Genomic DNA, 17,445 nt, shown 5'->3' with positions numbered 1-17,445 from the left:
GATCTGGGGGGCAGAGCCCCGCCAACCGGAGTATTCTTGATACTAGGCAGGAGGCCCGCATGGATGCAGACCGTGAACAGCTCGAGGGCGTCATCGCTCTCGCTCGTCGGCACGCCGACCTGCCGTCGTCGGCGGACGCCGTCGACGCCGTTCGGGCCTTCGCTGACCAGCTGAGTGCACGCGCCGACAACGGCGACTCAGACCAGCCGCCCGCCGCCCTCGTGGTCGCCGCGGCACCCGGTATCCCCCTCGACGACCTGACCGCCGAGTTCGCAGCCGGCCACGCCGACGCTCTGGTGGCACTGAAGCCTAAGTCGTCTTCGAGCATCGCGGCACGAGCCGTGCGCTGCGGCGCCGCCTCCATCGCGATCGTACGTCTGCCGGTGCTCCGCCGCGGGCTGACCATCATTCCGGTGCTCGACGAACCATGGGTCGTGGCACTCCCGGAAACCGACCCGCTGGTCGCGGCACTCGAAGCCGCCCCCACCTCCACCGTCATCCTCGCCCAGCTCGCCGGCCACCACCTGCTGCACAGCCCCGACGAGGTGCCAGAGTGGCGCGAGATCGCGGCTGAGCTGCGGGGCGTCACCGTCGGCCAGACCCAGAGTTTCGCGCTGGGCCAGCTCGACACCCTCGACGAACAGCTGGCGCACGTGGCGGCGGGCAACGGCATCGTCATCGTTCCGCGGTCGATCGGCCTCGGCAACGCCCGCGTCGGGGTCGTCTTCGTCACGGTCGATGACATGACCCGCCATCACCTCGCCGTCGTGCACGCGTTTCAGGCGCCGCACCCCGCTGTCGCCGCATTCGTCGAGCAGGCCGCCCAGGCCCTCGCCGTGCATCCGGCATTCGCAGACAGCACCCGAGAGACCCTCTGACGGCACCCGTCATGCTCGACCGTGAGATGCACTTCAGCCCCGATGCAGCGGCCTGGCACGCGTGGCTCGCCGAGAATCACGCCGTATCACCCGGTGTGCGGCTCGCCATCGCCAAGAAGGGCGGCGCCCAGCCCAGCGTGAGCTACAGCGACGCCCTCGACAGCGCCCTCTGCTTCGGCTGGATCGACGGCCAGAAGAACCGCCTCGACGACAACTACTTTCTGCAGAACTTCGGCCCACGACGCCCGCGCGGAATGTGGTCAGAGATCAACCGCGACCGCGTCGACCGCCTCATCGCCGACGGGCGCATGCGGCCTGCCGGGCTCGCCGAGGTCGAGCGCGCGAAGTCTGACGGGCGCTGGGCGGCCGCGTATGCCGGCTCGAAAACCATTGTGGTTCCGGATGATCTTGCCCTCGCCCTGGCAGCACCGCCCCTGGCCGCGGCCTTCTTCAGCGGACTTTCGAGCGTGAACCGGTACGCCATTCTCTTTCGCATCGGCTCGGTGAAGAGGGCAGAGACCAGAGCCCGCAAGATCGCCGAGTACGTCGAGATGCTCGAACGCGGCGAGACGATCTACCCGCAGCACTAGGCGTGTCAACCCCGGGCGACACCCGCCCGATTGGTGATGGGATGAACCGAGACGCCCGCCCGGGCATCCTGTACCCGCCAGAGGAGTCCCATGCGCATCGTTGTCGTCGGAGCCACCGGAAACCTCGGCACCGCCCTGCTCACCCGATTGCAGAGCGAACCCGCGGTCACCCAGATTGTAGGTGTCGCACGGCGCGTGCCGAACACCGCGGCGGCGCCCTACAGCGCAGTTGAGTGGCACCCGCTCGACATCGCCGACGACCGCGCGACCGAACGGCTGGCGACGGTGTTCGCAGGGGCCGATGCAGTGGTGCACCTGGGCTGGGCGCTGCAGCCCAACCGCGACGAGGCCACACTGTGGCGCACCAACGTCACCGGAACGCGGGCCATTCTGGCGGCCGTCGCGCGAGCCGGAGTGCCGCACATTCTCGCTGCGTCATCAGTGGGCGCCTACAGCGCGGGCCCGAAACACCGTCGGGTCGACGAGAACTGGCCGACCGGCGGGCTGCACACGTCGCACTACAGTCGCCACAAGGCCGTGAACGAGCGGGCGTTCGAGCGGTTCGAGGCCGAGAACCCCGGCGTGCGGGTCACGCTCATGCGGCCGGGGCTTGTTTTTCAGCGCCGGGCGGCGGCAGAGCTGCACGGCCTGTTTCTCGGGCCGCTGCTGCCGACGGGATGGCTGGGGCTGATTCGGCCGCCGGTGGTTCCGTTGCCGGTGCAGACCATCTTTCAGGCCGTGCACGCGAGCGATGTGGCCGATGCGTTCTGCCGCGCAATCGACCGGCGTGAGGCGGGCGCCTTCAACCTCGCCGCCGAACCTGTGCTGACACCCCCGCTCATCGCCGAAGCGCTCGGCGCGAGTCGCAGTGTGCCGGTTCGGCTGGCTGCCGCGCGCCTACTGGTGTGGGCAACGTGGAAGCTGCGCCTGCAGCCCACCGACCCGGGCTGGATCGACATCGCCGCAGGCGTACCCGTCATGTCGACCGAGCGGGCGCGAACCGTGCTCGGCTGGTCACCGCAGGTGTCAGCGACGGATGCCCTCGCCGAAGTCGTTCAGGGCCTCGCCGACGGCAGCCGCGTAATGGCCTCGCCGCCGCTGAGCGGTCAGCACTCTCCGCGGTCGCGAGGGTGAGCCGCTAGGCGCCCGGCTTCGTCGCCGCGAGGGCGGCAAGCAACGCCGTGCCGTCGGGTACACCCAGACCCGTGCACGCATCCCAGCCCGGGCCGGCCGTGAAGGCACCGTTCGAACCCTCGGTGACATCGCGAAGCCCGGCCGCCGACGAACCCGCTCCCGTGCCCGTGCCCGTGCTCGCTGCCGCCAGCGCGTACAACCGCGGCTGCAGCAGCCCGAGCGGCGTGCCGAGCGACTGAACCAGCCTCGCCACGAGCGCAGCCCAGAGCGGGGCGACCGCACTGGTTCCGCCGTAGACCGCCCGCTTGCCGTCGACCAGCACCTCGTACCCCGTCGCCGGGTCGGCGTTCGCCGCGACATCCGGCACCCCACGCCCACCGGGTCCATTGGGCGCGGCACCCGCCGGAACGCCGGCCGCACTCTGCCAGCTCGGCAGCCCGAACACATCGCTCACGCCGCCGCCCGTGGCGCCTTTGCCGGCGCCGTTGTTCCACACCGTCTCTGAGTTCACGCGGGTTGCGGTGGCGTGCAGGCTCGTGCCGCCGCACGCGAGCGCGTGGGGGCTCGACGCCGGAAAGTCGGCGTGGTTCCTGCCGTCGGCTGCGCCGTCGGAGCTGCCGTTGTCGCCCGCAGCCGCGGTCACCGTCACGCCGAGCGTCGCCGCATCGGCGAGGGCGTCGTCGAGCGCGGTTCGTGCCTGCGGCGTCCACTCGTCTTCGCTCTGGCCCCAGCTGATGCTCATTGCGGCAGGCGTGGGCGTGGAGTGGGCCGCCGTGGCGACGGCGTCGAGAAAGCCGGCGTCGGTGTTGGGCGCGAAGTACACCACGATCGATGCCTTCGGGCTCAGCCCGCCCACCACCTCGATGTCGAGCAGCACCTCGCCGTCGGCCCCCGTCGGGTCACCGCCCGGCACGTTCTTCGCCCCATCGACACCCACCGCCGTCACGCGCGGTGACCCCACTCCGAGCCCGCCGAAGTACGTGTCGAGGTCGCTCTGCTGATACCCACCGCCGAGTTCGACGATGGCGACCGTCTGCCCCGACCCATCGGTGTCGGCCGGAAAACGGTAGATCTGGCCCAACTCGACCGGCGTGTAACTCACCGTCGCGGCTCGCGCTTCAGCAACCCGAAACTGGGCGCGGGCCTGCGGCCGATCATCCAGCCCCAGCACAGCCGTCACGACCCCCTCGAGCGCGACAGGAATGCTCAGCCCACCCGTACGGTGGCGGTGCTCAACCCGTTGCCCGTCGGGCGCGCTGCTCGTCACCGCCTCGAGCGATGTGCCGAAGACGCGCCCCACCTGGGCCGCCGTGCCCTCGACTCGCACTCGCCGCGAGGCCGCATCGACCAGCAGCACGCTGAGCCCCAGCCCTTCGAGAGTCGACGTCACGAGCTCGACATCTGCCGGTGCCGCCCCCAGCTGCCCCGAAGCCTCCCGGCGCAGCACCACGGTCGCGTCGACCAGTGCAGCGGGCGGAAGCGCCCGAGCAGCGGCCAGCGCCTGCCGAGCCGGCGGCCGCTCACTGCCGGCCAGCGGCACCAATTCGATTCGTTCGTGGTCGCCCCGGGCGCCCTCTGTCTCCGTCATACCACCGGTCTACACGGCGCCACCGACACCGTCTAGCCCCCTTGCGACTCCATCGGCCCGTCGTGCCCTGGCTCAGTAGACGACGACTCCGCCGGTCACCTGGATGCGCGCGGGAACCCCTCTGGCGAACTGCCCAGCCTCAGCCAGCGGCACCCGCACGTCGATCTCGACCCCACGAGCATCACCACCTGCACCTGCACCTGCACCTGCACCTGCACCTGCACCTGCACGAACCGTAACGCGCGCATGCGACCCCCGCAGCGTTACCTCGAGCACCACCGCGTTCGCCGCCGATGCATTCGCACCCGCATCCGCCATCAGGCGCAGCTGGTCTGGTCGAAGAAGTGCCGTGGTCGGGCGGGCACCGCCAATGCTCCGGTCGTGCCGCACGGGCAACTCACCGAGCGCCGAGTGCGCAACACCACGCACGACCTCCACCGGCAGCAGCACAGCGGCGCCCAGGAACTCAGCCGCCCACGCGTCGACCGGGCTGTCGAACACCGCAGAGGGCTCCCCCGTCTGAACCAACCGGCCGCCCGTCAGCAGGCCGATCGAGTGGCCGAACGAGAGGGCCTCCTCCTGGTCGTGTGTCACGAGCACTGTCGTCACACCGCTGTGCTCGAGCGCGGCGATGACGGCCTCACGCGTCTGCGCCCGCAGGCCGGTGTCGAGAGCACTGAACGGTTCGTCGAGCAGAATGATGCCGGGCTCGGGGGTGAGCGCACGCGCCAGGGCCACGCGCTGCTGTTGGCCGCCCGAGAGCTCGTGCGGAAACCGCCCGAGCAGCCCGCTGTCGAGGGCCACGAGCTCGGCCACCTCGCGAACCCGGCGTTCTGCCGCCGCCCGGCCACCCGACAACGCACCCGATAGGCCTCCCGAATGACCGGCCGAACGACCACCCGACAGGCCGAAGCGCAGATTCTGCCGAACCGTGAGGTGCGGAAAGAGCGCGCCGTCTTGCGCCACGTACCCGACCCCGCGCCGATGCGCCGGCACCGAGACAGCACGCGCCCCACCGCCCCGCCCGGCACCGGCACCAGCACCGGCACCGGCAGCGTCAGCGGCAGCGGCACCGCCACCGGCATCGATACCGCCCTCGGCCAGCCCCGACGCAGAAGCACCAGCCGCCGCCGACACCACCCTGCCCCCCAGCACGATCCGCCCGGCATCCACCCGGTCGAACCCGGCGATCAACCGCAGCAGCGTGCTCTTTCCGCTGCCAGAGGCCCCGACCACGGCCATCCGGGTGCCCGATGGCAGCGAGAACGTCACGTCGGCGAGAACGGCTATCCCGCCGAGGGTCTTCGACACACCGGAGACAGAGAGGGCACTCATGTGGTCACACGCTTTCGGGATTGCGCGAACAGCAGCGCGACGGCGGGCACAGAAAGGAGAATCAGCAGCACCGCATAGGGCGCGGCGTTCGAGTACGCGACGGCCGAGCTCGCCGACCAGAACTGGGTGGCGAGCGTTCGGGTGCCGTTGGGCGCCAGCAGCAGGGTGGCGGTGAGTTCGTTCGCGGCCCCCAGCCCGACCAGTGCCGCGGCGGCACCGATCGAGGGCAGCAGAAGGGGCAGGGTGACGCGAAGGCGCGCCGAGACCAGCGAATGCCCGAGGGCCTCTGCCGCCTCTTCCAGGGCAACCGGGGCTTGGGCGAGCCCTGTGCGCAGGCTCACCAGGGCCCGGGGCAGAAAGATGATCACGTAGGCCAGGCCGACAGTGAAGGGGGTCTGGTAGAGCGCCGGAACGAGGCGAATCGTCACGGTGACGAGCGCCAGCGCAATGATGATGGCGGGCAGACTGCTCGCGACGTAGGTCGCCCCTTCGAGCACCCGCGCACGGCGGCTGGGGTGCCGAACGCTGAGCCACGCGACCGGCAACGCGACGAGCACGGCGGCTACAGCGCCGCCTCCGGCGAGGAGAACGGTTTGAATGATCGAAGTGGGCAGCTCTCGCTGCGACCACGGGTCGCCGACGCTCAGCCAGCGCACGAGGCTCGCCACGGGCACGCCGATCGACAGCACCGAGAGAAGAGCAAGCCCCACCAGGGCAAGGGGCGCGAAGGCCCCGAGCCTCGCCGGCGTCGCCCTGCGCGCCACCCCCGAACCGAGGCGCGCGAAGCGGGCCCGCCCCCTGGTCGACGCCTCGACCACCAACAGCACCAGGCAGACGGTCGCCAACACGGCCCCGAGTGCGCTCGCCGCCGGCCCTGCGAACGTCGACTCGTACTGCACGACGATCGCTGTCGTGAAGGTGTCGAACCGAATGAGCGCGAATGCCCCGTACTCGGCGAGCAGATGAAGCGCCACCACGAGGCCGCCGCCCCAGACGGCCAGCCTCAGTTGCGGCAGAACCACTCGAAAGAACACGGCCCACGGCCCCAACCCGAGCGACCGGGCCGACTCTTCGAGGGCTGGGTCGAGGCCCCGAAGGGTAGCCACGGCCGGCAGGTAGACGAGCGGAAAGTACGCCAGCGTCGCAATGAGCAGACCCCCACCGAGACCACCGATCGAGGGTACGGCACTCACCCAGCCGTAGCTGCTCACGAATGCAGGAATGGCCAGAGGGGCCGCCAGCAGCACTCCCCAGACCCGTCGCCCCGGCAGAGTGGTGCGTTCGACAAGCCAGGCACCCCCCACACCCAGGGCCACGCACAGCGGCACCCCGAACCCGACCAGCAGCAGCGAGTTGACAAGCAGTTCGCCGACCTTCGGCCGGAAGATCAGCGGCGCGAGCGTGCTCCACCCCACCTGCAGAACGATACTGAGCACGTATCCCACGGGCACCAGCATCACCACTGCGATGAGGCACACCAGCACAACGAGCAGAGCGGAAGGTCGTGAGCCTCGACTCACGACCTTCCGCCGGTCATTCTGAATACGTTCAGCCATAGGGTTTCGACTACAGCAGGCCCGCCTGCGTCATGAGATCGGTAACCTCTGTGCTGTTCAGCGTAGAGGGGTCGATGGTGGGTGCTTCGAGCGAAGCCAACGTCGGCAGTGCGGGGTTCGGTGCGACCTCGCTGGCAACGGGGTATTCGAAGCTCGTTCCGGTCTGCAGGATGCCCTGGCCGGCCTTGCCCGTGATGAACTTCACGAACGCCTGCGCTGCCGCCTGGTTCTTGCTCGAAGCGAGCACACCGCCGCCGGAAACGCTGACGAATGCACCCGGATCTTCGTTCTTGATGTAGTGCAGCTTCGTGTTGAGGCTGTTCTCCTTGGTGCCGGCCTGGTCGATGAACCAGTAATAGTGGTAGATCACCCCGAGCGGAATCTCGCCGGCATTGACCGCCTTCATGACGGTGCTGTTGCCCTTGTACGCGGTGAAGTTGGCTTTCATCGAGGTGAGCCATGCCAGCGTCGCGTCATGCCCCTTCTCGGCGAGCAGTGCAGAGACGATGGCCTGGAAGTCGGCGCCGCCGGGTGACGCAGCCCACTTGCCCTTGTATTTCGCGTCGGCCAGGTCGAGCAGCGACGCGGGCAGTTCGGCCTCACTGATCAGCGACGGGTTGTAGACGACCACCGTCGAACGGGCAGCGATGCCCGTCCACTTGCCGGTCGAAGGCTTGTACGCGGTGGGAACCTGAGCCAGCGTGTCGGCGTCGATGGCGGCGAACAGCCCGGCATTCTCGACCAGCGACATCGAGGGTGAGTTCTCGGCGAGAAACACATCGGCCGGCGACGCGGCGCCTTCGGCGATGATCTGGTTGCCGAGTTCAGAGTCAGAACCGTTGCGGAGCGTTACGGTGACGCCTGTCTCCTTCGTGAACTCGTCAGCCCACTCCTGGGTGAGTTCTTCGTGCTGGGCGTTGTAGACCGTGAGACTCGTTCCCGAGAACGAGGCGGCGCCGGTCGCCCCGGCGGTGGCGGCCGGCGTGGTGCTCGCAGACGAGCATCCGGTGAGCGTCAGCGCAGTTGCGGCTAGAGCGGCGGCGAAAACGAGGGGAAGGCGGTTCATGGCAGTACAGGGTCTTTTCTGTGAGAGCACGAAAGATCGAACAAAGGTAACCCTAACCTAACCTTCGGCCGTTCGGGTGGTGCAGACGGGATTGAACGAAACCCGCACACATCTCGTTAGGTTCCAGCACGGCTAGAGTGTCGACTGTGCTGGCCTGGTTCGAATCACACCCCCGGCTGGCCGACGCGGCCATCGCGGTTCTCGCCTTCGCCCTGTTCGGCGCAGCCGATTTCGTGCGTGACGGCGTCCCTGGCATGCTCATCGACATCGTCTTCGCCCTCTCGCTCGCTTTCTGGCGCCGGATGCCCGGCCTCGGCCTCGCGATCGCCTGGGTCGGGGCGCTGGTGCAGATCGGTACCGTCGACGGGCTGATTCTCGGAGACATCCTGATTCTCGGCGCGGTCTTCGCCACCGGCCTCACCGAGCAGAGATTCGTTCGCTGGGCGGGCCTCGCTTCGAGCGTAGTGGGCGGTGCGGTGGCCGGCGCCCGGCTCGTTCTCTTCGCCCCGAAGACGAGCGACAGCGCACTGCTGCCCACCGATCCGTTCTACCGCGGGGTCTACTTCGTGCTCGTCAGCGCGGTCATCGCTGCGGCGCTGGCGCTCTTCTGGGCGCTCGGAGTGCTCGTACGCAACAGACGGGCCGCGGCCGGCCAACGACTCGGGCGGCTGCACGACCGCATCATGGCCGAGGCGACGCTCGCCGAGGAACGCGAGCGCGCCCTGCTCAGCCGCGAGATGCACGACCTCATCGGTCATGCCCTGGCCGTGGTCATCGCGCAGTCTGACGGGGCTCGGTACGCGAAAGCCGCAGACCCCGAGGCGGAGACCCGTGCGCTCGAGACCATCGGCCGCACGGCCCGGGCAGCGCTCGACGACGTGCACGAACTGCTGAGCGTGCTGCGAGAGCCGCGCGATCCGGCGGCGCGGCCGGCGCTCGGCGCGGCAGGGCTCGGCGTCATGGTGGCAAGCGTCAGGGATGCCGGGCTCGCCGTGACCGTCACCGAGACGGGCTCCCGGGTGGCGCTCAGCGCGGCCCACGAGCTGGCGCTGTTCCGCGTTCTTCAGGAGAGCCTCACGAACGCGATCAAGCACGGCGGGCACGGGTCGGCGGTCGACCTGCGGCTCGACTGGCAGGCGAGCGCCGTTCACTTCGACGTGCTGACCGACGAGCCGGGCACAGGCACTCGCAGCCTCATCGGCACATCGGGCCAGGGGCTCATCGGCATGACCGAGCGCATGCGCCTGCTGGGCGGCGGGGTCGAAACCGGGCCTCGCACCGACGTCTCCCGAGGCTTTCGCGTTCGTGGCTACCTGCCGTACTCCTCAGCCTCACCCCTTCAGCATCTCCCCACCCAGCCCCGCACCCCCTTCCCCAGTGAGAGCAGCAGATGACCGCCGAGATTCGCGTAGGCCTCACCGATGATCAGCCGCTGTTCCGGGCGGGCATCGCCATGGTGATCAACTCGCAACCCGACCTCAGCGTGCGGTGGGAGGCCTCCAACGGTGCGGAGGCGGTCGCGCTCAGCGCTTCAACCCCTGTCGACGTGGTGCTGATGGATCTCGAGATGCCCGAGATGGGCGGAATCGAGGCCACCGGCTTGATCGTGCAGGGTCGGCCCGGGCATCCGGCGGCCGAAACGGTGCCGCGGATCATCGTCTTGACCACCTTCGACCTCGACGACAAGACCTTTCGCGCCATCAACGCCGGCGCGAGCGGGTTTCTGCTGAAAACGACCAACCCCGAGTTTCTGCTGGCGGCCATTCGCACGGTTCACGCGGGCAACGCCGTCATCGCCCCGGGCGCCACTGCGAACCTCGTGCGGCGCTTCGCCTCGCCTGTCGATACTGGCTCGGGCGCCGGCTCCAATCGCGAAGACACCCTCTCGCTGCTCACCCCGCGCGAGCGCGATCTGTTCGACCTTGTCGCCCGCGGTCTGAGCAACGCCGAGATCGCGGGCGAGCTGCACCTCAGCGAGGCCACCGTGAAGACGCACGTGAGCCGCATCCTCGGCAAACTCGAACTGCGCGACCGGGTTCAGCTGGTGATCTTCGCGTACCAGCACGGGCTCGTCTGACACGGTCGTCAGGTCTTCTGGATGGCACGCCTTCCTGGCGCGGTTCGTTACCGGCCCGACAGCGTCGTGACCACCGTCTCTGCGTCAGCGAAATAGTTCGCATAGTAGTTCGGGTCGGCGTTCACCTGCACGGCGTGAGCAGCCTCTGTAGGGGTGAGGCTGGTCCAGTCGGGCAGGGCCTCGAGCGCGCCGAAGAAGTTCACGGCCGCGGTGTACGGATCCATGCGGTCGGCCAGGGTACCCCACGCGCCGTTGTCGCGCTGCTGAAAAAGGCCGCGGCTGTCGGCTCCCGCCGCGTCGCCGTAGTCGAGGTTGCGAAGACCCGACTCACCCATAGCCGTCATCACGCCGATCGCCTTTGTGTGTGGACCCACCCCCATCGTGTCACCGGCGTTCATGATCTCGGCCGCGTTCACCAGTTGCGCCTGGCAGTACCCGGCGACGGGCCCAGCAGGCACCGTGATGCTGCCCACCGTGACGTCGGCCGCGGCCGGGCAGGTGAGGGCGGTGGCGCTCGTCACCTTGGAAGCGAATGGGTTCGAGCCCGAGCCGAAGAGGTTCACCACGAGCGCGGTGCCGCCGATGGCGCACGCGAGAACCGCGCCGGCAACGATCAGACTCGCGCGAGCTCGCATGGGGGCTACTTCTCTCTTCGGGAACGACAGACGGGCGTCTGCACCCGACGAGCCTACGAGACGCGCATCACTGTGTGGTTGGCGTGGGCTGACAGAAGCCTGCAGATGTCATTCACCCCGGTACTCCGCACACAGAAACGGTGTTTAGGCTGAAGGGGTGGAGCAGAACGCACAACCGAACGAGCATCAGAACTCGTCCCCGCCACGCAACCGGGCGAGCCTCGAAGTGCTGCGCGCCGAGGCCCGCGAAGAACTCGACACCGTCGTCAACGACCGGCTGCGGTCGGGCGAAGACCCGTGGGAATTCGTGCACGAGATGCCGAGCACTGACGAGCTCGTGGTCTACCTGCTGCGAGCCGACGCCATCACGGCGAACGACGGCCAACGCGGATCATCGGCGCGCGAGTATCGCCTGCTGCGGCAGATCGCGCTGCAGTACCCCGAACTCACCACCACCGTCTGGCGCATGCTGGGTGAGCACGGCTGGTTCGCCGAGCGGTCACGGTCACGAGAGCGGGAGTAGCGCCTCAGCGTGACGCCAGGAACGGTACGCAGAACCCGCCCACCGTCGCCACCACCATGCCGATTCCGAGCGCGATACCGCCCCTGACCCGCCGCCGGTGCGGCTCGGCTCGGGTCGAGCCCCAGAGCATGGCGTTCACGTGAACGCGGTGCGCCTCGTTGACGATCTCGCGGGTACCCGGCAGATCGGGGTCGAGTGTGCCGTTCGCAAAATGCGCTTCGATGCGTTTCGCCTCGCTGAGTGTCATCGGCGCTCCGGATGCCCGCTTCACGACACCACCCACCCTTCCGCCGCTCTGACCCGCTCGTTCACGTGTAGATGCTCACGCGAAGATCTCATCGAAGAACGCCCGCATGGCCACCCATGAGCGCTGGTTCGCGTGAGCGTCGAACGCGGCGCCATACTCGGGCGAATTGGCGTCGGGCATGGTGAACGCGTGCATTGCGCCGCTGTAACTGACCACCTGCCAGTCGGCGGCCCCGGATTCCCTCAGCTCGTTCTCGAACGCGACGACCTGCTCGTCGGGAACGACCGGGTCGTTCGCCCCGGTGAGTACCAGCACGGGCGACCGCACAGCGCCTTCGGCTGCCGGATGCCCGGTGGCGAGCCTGCCGTGGAATGACACCACCCCGGCGACCTCTGCCCCGTCGCGGGCGAGCTCGAGCGCAGCGCTGCCGCCGAAGCAGTACCCCATCACCGCGATGCGCTCGGTGTCGACACCCGGTTCGCTGCGGAGTCTCTCGAGGTTCGAGCGCATGCGCTCCCGAAACAGCTCGGTGTCGCCATAGAATCTTCCGGCCGCCGCCGGGGCTTCATCGTCGCCGAGCAACTGGCCGCCCCCGTAGACATCGCCCGCCAGAGCGATGTAGCCGAGGCGCGCCAGCATCTGTGCCCTCACCTTGGCGTGGTCGCCGAGGCCCGACCAGTCGGAGATGACCAGCACCCCGGGCCGCAGCGGCACCGCATCAGCACCCGCCGGCCTGGCAACGAACCCACCGAAGGCGGTGCCGTCATCGTGGTACTCGATGGCGGCGGTTTCGATGGGCGCCGTTTCGGGCACCGAATCGAGCAGGGCCGTGAGGCCGGCAGAGAGGGGAGCGGAATATTCAACTGGCACGTTATCTCCTGAACCGAAGGCGTCGCCCCATTGGGCGTTCAATAATCGTACGCTCAGAGATGAACGATTCCTGAGACAGGGACGACTCTTGAGAGAGGCCCGGCATGACGCTCCCATCCGAACCGCGTGAACCGCGTGAACTGCGTGAACCACTCGACCCCACCAAGGTGACCAACCAGCCCTCGCTCACCACCTCGACCGGGCGCATGTGGCTCATCGTGGGCGGCCTCTTCGCCCTCATCGCCGCCGCGGTGCTCATCTGGGTGCTGCCGTTCGAACCGCACGGCCTCGCGGCCATCGCCCTCGCAGTGGTGGTGCTCCTGTACGCGGGCATGGTCATCACCCAGTTGGTCACCCGTCGCGGCCGGCTGCGGCTGGGCATCCTCGCCGCCCTGATGCTGACCATTGCCGCCGTGGCACTTGTGACGCTGCTCATCATCGCGGCCAACCAGATCTGACCCACAGGCCAGGCCCCCTCGACGCTCTCGCAGTCGGCGGGTATCGTGAAGCCATGTCTGAAAGCACCGCTTCTCCCGAGTACCCCGATTCTGCTGGCTACCCCGACGGCGAAGGAGTCGTCGGCAACGGCCCGACCACCGACGCCGTGCCGTCAGGGGTCGACCCGACCATCGCCGATGAGCCTGAACCCGACGAGCCAGATGCTGCAACCGACGACGAGTCGACCGACGTCAACGACGGCTGACACCGCCCGACATGTCGACCTACTACTGAGGCGCGTCGAGCTACTACTGAGGCGCGTCGGTCTTCACGGCCGGGTCGGCCTTCGTCATAGCGTGCTGCGCATCTCTCTTCGCCTCGGCGATCCCCGCGACCCTCGCCGCTTCGAGGTCTTCGGCCTCGGCTCCGCTGACCGCTTCGCCGCGCGCCACCATACCCGCAACATCCGAGAGCGGAATCTGCTTCAACAGCAGTGACAGCACGAAGGCGATGGCAATGAACGGAATCAGGTACCAGAACACGGGTGCCAGCGAGTCGGCGTAGGCCGTCACCACCTGGTCGTGGATGGCCGGCGGCAGCTGATTCAAAGCGGCCGGGTCAAGACTCGCCGTCGACTGTGCCGCCTGCGCGGCCGAAGCTCCCGACCCCGTGAAGATGCCGGTCAGCTGCTCAGAGAGCCTGCTCGTGAACAGGGCCCCGAACACGGCCACACCGAGCGCTGAGCCCACCTCTCGAAAGTAGTTGTTCGTGCTCGTTGCCGTGCCAACCTGGCTGGCCGGCACCGAGTTCTGAACGACGAGCACCACCACCTGCATGATGAGGCCGAGGCCCGCGCCGAAGATGAACAGGAACACGCAGATGAGCCAGATGGGCGTGCTGACGCTCAGTGTGGTCATGCAGAACATGGCCACGCCGGTGATGAGGGTGCCCGCGATGGGGAACACCTTGTATTTGCCCGTGCGTGTGATGGCGACACCCGAGATGATCGACATTCCGATGAGCCCCACCATCATGGGCAAGAGCAGCAGGCCCGAAGCGGCGGCCGAGGCGCCCGATGCCATCTGAAGGAAGGTGGGAACGAAGGCGAGCGCGGCGAACATGGCAATGCCGAGAACGAACCCGATGGCCGTGGCAGTGACGAAGACGCTGTTGCGAAAGAACGAGAGCGGGATGATCGGGTCTTCGGCTCGCGATTCGACGAGCACGAAGGCGGTGCCGGCCAGTAGCAGGCCCACCCCGAACATCCACGTTTCGACCGCGCCCCAGCCGTGCCTCGAGTTGCCCCCGAATTCGGTGAAGAAGATGAGGCACGTCGTAGCGGCCGAGAGAAGCAGAACGCCCGCGATGTCGATGCGCAGGGTGGCGCGTTTGCTCGGCAGCGTGAGGGCGAACCAGGTGATGATGAAGGCGATGATGCCCACCGGAATGTTGATGTAGAACGCCCACTGCCACGTGAGGTGATCGACGAAGAAGCCGCCGAGCAGGGGGCCGCCGACGGCAGCCAGACCGAAGATTCCGCCGAGCGGGCCGAGGTACTTGCCGCGTTCTGAGGCTGGAACGATGTCGGCGATGATCGCCTGCGACAAGATCATCAGGCCGCCGCCGCCGAGGCCCTGCAGCGAGCGGAACACCACGAACATCCAGAAGTCGGTGGAGAACGCACAGCCCACCGAGGCCAGCGTGAACAGCGCAATGGCGATGAGAAACAGGTTGCGGCGGCCGAGAACGTCGCCGAACTTGCCGTAGATGGGCATCACGATCGTGGTGGCCAGGAGGTACGCGGTGGTGATCCACGCCTGGTTCTCGACCCCGCCGAGCTGGCCCACGATGGTGGGCATGGCCGTCGAGACGATGGTCTGGTCGAGACTCGAGAGCAGCATGCCGGCGATGAGGGCGCCGAAGATGATCCAGATGCGGCGCTTCGTGAGCAGCAGCGGCCCCGACGTGCTCTTCAGGGCGTTGGCGGTCGTCATGGGGTTGTCACCAGGTCTTTCGGTTGGGAGGGGTTGGTCTGTTGGGTGTTGGCACGCGTCGGCGCCTGTTCGGCGTTCAGCAGCCGTTTCGCGGTGGCGAGGGTGCTCCGCAGTATCTCGTCGAACGGGCGGGTGTTCGTCTCGACGAAGAACGCATCGGCGCTCAACCGCACCAGCGACCCGACGATCGCCACTGCCACATCGGCCAGCGCCCGGTCGCGCTCGCCCGTGAGACCTTCGCGCTCGACCACGAGCGCGACGAAACGCTGCTGCTCGGCCTGGCCGGAGCGCACAAGCGCCGGCAGAAGAGCGGGCTCGCGTTGCAGGGCGGCGATGAACTCGGCGGTGTCGTCGGGGGTCAAGCCCATCTCGTCGAAGTGCGCCACGGCGAGGGCTGCGAGATCATCGATCAGGCGCCCCGGGTCGACTGTCGCGGCTCCGGCTTCGGCTCCGGCTTCGGCTGCGGCTCCGGATGCCCGGCCTGCCATGAACGCAGCCACATGCCCCTCGTCGACCCCCTTCGCGAAGCCGAGCACCGCATCGTCTTTCGACGAGAAGTAGTTGAAGAACGTGCGTCGCGACACCCCCACACCGTCGCAGAGCTCCTGCACCGTGAACCCGGCGAGGCCATGCTCGGCCGTGAGCCGGCGCGCCGCCGAGGTCAGCCGCTGGCGTGCGCGGCGCTGGCGATGGGCCACCCCTCCGGCGGGCGGCTGGGTACCTGGGTCATCGTGCATGAGACCAACTTTGCACTTTAACTAAGAAAGTGCAAATGAATATTCTCGGCTCGGCTCGGTGCGGCTCGGCTCGATGCGGCTCGATGCCGGGCGGCCGGCATGCACCATTGTCGGCACTACTCGTCCACAATCGGAGCCCGCAACGACCTTTCCACAGATTGCCGCCTCCACCCCCGTGCCCCTGAAATCAGTGCTTGAATTGGCGCATGTCCCGAGCAATTCTCGCCTTAGAGCGAGGTGAAACCCATACCGCCCGACCGCTGACGACACCGCTGCACCCCGCATCATCGCGGCGCGATCGCTTCGCCGCCGCCGTCACCGCCGTCGTGGCGAGCCACCGCGCCCTCGCCACAGCCCATGCCCGGCACACCACCCTTGTCGAGCAGGCCCGTCTCGCCGGCCTCGCGCTCCACACCACCGACACGACCGTCGCCGGCCCCCGATGGTCATCCGACGTCGTTGCCGAGCGCCAGATCGTCACCGAACTCGCCGTCGCCCTCCATCACTCCGAAGCCGACGCCCGCCGCCTCGTGCACACCAGTCAGGCTCTCCACGGCCACTTCACCAACACTTTCACGGCACTAACCAACGGCACGATCTCCTACCGCCACGCCGAGAAGATCGTGCAACACAGCACCGCCCTTCCCGAAGACCGCCTCGCCATCTACGAAGCAGAACTCCTCCCCGCCGCACGCACCGTCACACCCCAACGTCTCGATCACCTCGCCCGAGCCGCCACCGAGCACGCCCAGCCCACCACCGCCATCCAACGCCACATCGACGCCGCCGCACACCGTCGCCTCTACCTCGACCCCGCCAGCAACGGCATGGCCTACCTCACCCACTACCTCCCCGCGGTCGAAGCCGTCGCCATCTACAACCGCGCCACCGACCTCGCTCGCTCCACCAAGAACACCGGCGACCGCCGAACCCTCACCCAGCTCCGCGTCGACGCCCTGAGCGACCTCCTCCTCAACGGCGAGACCACCGCCGCCGACCCCACCAACACGAGCACCACTGACAGCTCCAGCTCCAGCTCCAGCTCCAGCTCCAGCTCCAGCTCCAGCTCCAGCTCCAGCTCCAGCGGCGACCGTACCGGTTCAGGGATGGAGAACTGCCCTGGCAGCAGCATCGGTGCCGGCATCGGTACTGGCATCGGTACTGGCATCGGTACTGGCATCGGTGCCGGCACCCGCGGAATCCGCGCCCGAGTCCACATCACTGTGCCCGCCCTCACTCTCCTCGGCCACACCCTCCCGGCCGACGGCCACGACCCCGAGTACCGGCACGAGCGCGAGCACGGCCACGAACGCGAACGCGAGCACGGCCGCGACCACGAACGCGAGAATGACCGACTCGAGCCCGCGCACCTCGAGGGATACGGGCCCATTGATCGCCAAACCGCCCTCACCCTTGTCCAGGGCGCGCCATCGTTTCTTCGCGTGCTCACCGACCCCATCACCGGATGCGCGCTCACCTACGGCCGAGAACGATACAAACCACCGCCCGACCTCGACGATCTCATTCGCCTCACCCACACCGAATGCACGTTCCCTCTCAGCTGCGAGTCATCCGCAACCGCAGACCTCGACCACACCATCGCCTGGAACGACGGCGGCGAAACCGCCTACAACAACCTCTCCCCGCTCTGCACCAGCCACCACAACGTCAAACACCACACCGACTGGCACATTGAGCAATCCGCCACCGGCACTATCACCTGGACCTCCCCCGCCGGCTTCGAATACGCTGCAACTCCCACCCCGCTCACCAGGCC

Annotated in this window: 18 protein-coding genes; 9 read left to right on the top strand and 9 right to left on the bottom strand. The window is 68.1% G+C overall.

The features are described 5' to 3' along the window. The first annotated feature begins 59 nt into the window (after positions 1-59). The 3 genes from D4765_RS04305 (at position 60) to D4765_RS04295 (ending at position 2,602) form a co-directional block, all read left to right on the top strand. On the top strand, positions 60-878 hold the full coding sequence (locus tag D4765_RS04305; protein WP_136641032.1) for a LysR substrate-binding domain-containing protein: 819 nt from the start codon (positions 60-62) through the stop codon (positions 876-878). Between the two features lie 11 nt (positions 879-889). Then, positions 890-1,468, top strand: a complete 579-nt coding sequence (locus D4765_RS04300) for a YdeI/OmpD-associated family protein (RefSeq protein ID WP_136641027.1) — start codon at positions 890-892, stop codon at positions 1,466-1,468. A gap of 90 nt (positions 1,469-1,558) precedes the next feature. Beyond that, complete coding sequence (locus D4765_RS04295) at positions 1,559-2,602, top strand: NAD-dependent epimerase/dehydratase family protein (RefSeq protein ID WP_136641020.1); 1,044 nt, start codon at positions 1,559-1,561, stop codon at positions 2,600-2,602. Positions 2,603-2,606: 4 nt separating this feature from the next. On the opposite strand, the gene D4765_RS04290 is transcribed toward D4765_RS04295, so the two are convergent. The 4 genes from D4765_RS04290 to D4765_RS04275 form a co-directional block, all read right to left on the bottom strand. Further along, positions 2,607-4,190 carry a S53 family peptidase gene (locus tag D4765_RS04290; protein ID WP_136641015.1) on the bottom strand — a complete coding sequence of 528 codons (1,584 nt, stop codon included), beginning with the start codon at positions 4,188-4,190 and terminating at the stop codon, positions 2,607-2,609. A 72-nt stretch (positions 4,191-4,262) separates the two neighbouring features. Continuing rightward, positions 4,263-5,525: an ABC transporter ATP-binding protein gene (locus D4765_RS04285; protein WP_136641013.1), complete on the bottom strand. Its 1,263-nt coding sequence runs from the start codon at positions 5,523-5,525 to the stop codon at positions 4,263-4,265. Beyond that, on the bottom strand, positions 5,522-7,081 hold the full coding sequence (locus tag D4765_RS04280) for an ABC transporter permease (RefSeq protein ID WP_136641008.1): 1,560 nt from the start codon (positions 7,079-7,081) through the stop codon (positions 5,522-5,524). Before D4765_RS04280 ends, D4765_RS04285 begins: the two co-directional genes overlap by 4 nt. A gap of 10 nt (positions 7,082-7,091) precedes the next feature. Further along, the gene (locus D4765_RS04275; protein ID WP_136641003.1) at positions 7,092-8,147 is read right to left on the bottom strand and encodes an iron ABC transporter substrate-binding protein; all 1,056 of its coding nucleotides are present in this window, start codon (positions 8,145-8,147) and stop codon (positions 7,092-7,094) included. Between the two features lie 146 nt (positions 8,148-8,293). On the opposite strand from D4765_RS04275, the gene D4765_RS04270 reads away from it, so the two are divergent. Both D4765_RS04270 and D4765_RS04265 read left to right on the top strand, forming a co-directional pair. Then, positions 8,294-9,541: a sensor histidine kinase gene (locus tag D4765_RS04270; protein WP_136641000.1), complete on the top strand. Its 1,248-nt coding sequence runs from the start codon at positions 8,294-8,296 to the stop codon at positions 9,539-9,541. Then, a complete protein-coding gene (locus tag D4765_RS04265) occupies positions 9,538-10,224 on the top strand; it encodes a response regulator (protein WP_136640998.1) in 687 nt (228 codons plus the stop codon). The genes D4765_RS04270 and D4765_RS04265 overlap by 4 nt, the downstream gene beginning before the upstream one ends. 47 nt (positions 10,225-10,271) lie before the next feature. On the opposite strand, the gene D4765_RS04260 is transcribed toward D4765_RS04265, so the two are convergent. Further along, a complete protein-coding gene (locus D4765_RS04260; RefSeq protein WP_136640995.1) occupies positions 10,272-10,859 on the bottom strand; it encodes a hypothetical protein in 588 nt (195 codons plus the stop codon). A gap of 157 nt (positions 10,860-11,016) precedes the next feature. Between D4765_RS04260 and D4765_RS04255 the strand changes: the two genes are divergently transcribed. Continuing rightward, entirely contained in the window at positions 11,017-11,382 is a 366-nt protein-coding gene (locus D4765_RS04255; protein WP_136640992.1) for a tryptophan synthase subunit alpha, read from the top strand. A gap of 4 nt (positions 11,383-11,386) precedes the next feature. Here the strand turns inward: D4765_RS04255 and D4765_RS04250 are convergent, their stop codons facing one another. Both D4765_RS04250 and D4765_RS04245 read right to left on the bottom strand, forming a co-directional pair. Beyond that, positions 11,387-11,629, bottom strand: a complete 243-nt coding sequence (locus D4765_RS04250; RefSeq protein WP_136640988.1) for a hypothetical protein — start codon at positions 11,627-11,629, stop codon at positions 11,387-11,389. A gap of 75 nt (positions 11,630-11,704) precedes the next feature. Further along, on the bottom strand, positions 11,705-12,499 hold the full coding sequence (locus D4765_RS04245; RefSeq protein ID WP_237280252.1) for a dienelactone hydrolase family protein: 795 nt from the start codon (positions 12,497-12,499) through the stop codon (positions 11,705-11,707). A 104-nt stretch (positions 12,500-12,603) separates the two neighbouring features. Between D4765_RS04245 and D4765_RS04240 the strand changes: the two genes are divergently transcribed. Continuing rightward, positions 12,604-12,957 carry a hypothetical protein gene (locus tag D4765_RS04240; protein WP_136640981.1) on the top strand — a complete coding sequence of 118 codons (354 nt, stop codon included), beginning with the start codon at positions 12,604-12,606 and terminating at the stop codon, positions 12,955-12,957. Between the two features lie 53 nt (positions 12,958-13,010). Continuing rightward, the gene (locus tag D4765_RS04235; protein ID WP_136640980.1) at positions 13,011-13,202 is read left to right on the top strand and encodes a hypothetical protein; all 192 of its coding nucleotides are present in this window, start codon (positions 13,011-13,013) and stop codon (positions 13,200-13,202) included. 43 nt (positions 13,203-13,245) lie between these two features. Here D4765_RS04235 and D4765_RS04230 read toward each other — a convergent pair whose 3' ends face one another. Together D4765_RS04230 and D4765_RS04225 are read right to left on the bottom strand one after the other, a co-directional pair. Further along, positions 13,246-14,931: an MDR family MFS transporter gene (locus tag D4765_RS04230; RefSeq protein ID WP_136640979.1), complete on the bottom strand. Its 1,686-nt coding sequence runs from the start codon at positions 14,929-14,931 to the stop codon at positions 13,246-13,248. Further along, on the bottom strand, positions 14,928-15,668 hold the full coding sequence (locus D4765_RS04225) for a TetR/AcrR family transcriptional regulator (protein ID WP_136640978.1): 741 nt from the start codon (positions 15,666-15,668) through the stop codon (positions 14,928-14,930). Before D4765_RS04225 ends, D4765_RS04230 begins: the two co-directional genes overlap by 4 nt. A 206-nt stretch (positions 15,669-15,874) precedes the next feature. Between D4765_RS04225 and D4765_RS04220 the strand changes: the two genes are divergently transcribed. Continuing rightward, the coding region (locus D4765_RS04220) for an HNH endonuclease signature motif containing protein (RefSeq protein ID WP_136640977.1) at positions 15,875-17,445 on the top strand (1,571 nt) is incomplete at its 3' end.

The organism is Subtercola vilae (assembly GCF_004923255.1).
GTDB lineage: Bacteria > Actinomycetota > Actinomycetes > Actinomycetales > Microbacteriaceae > Subtercola > Subtercola vilae.
This window is presented reverse-complemented; position numbering and strand designations above follow the sequence as displayed.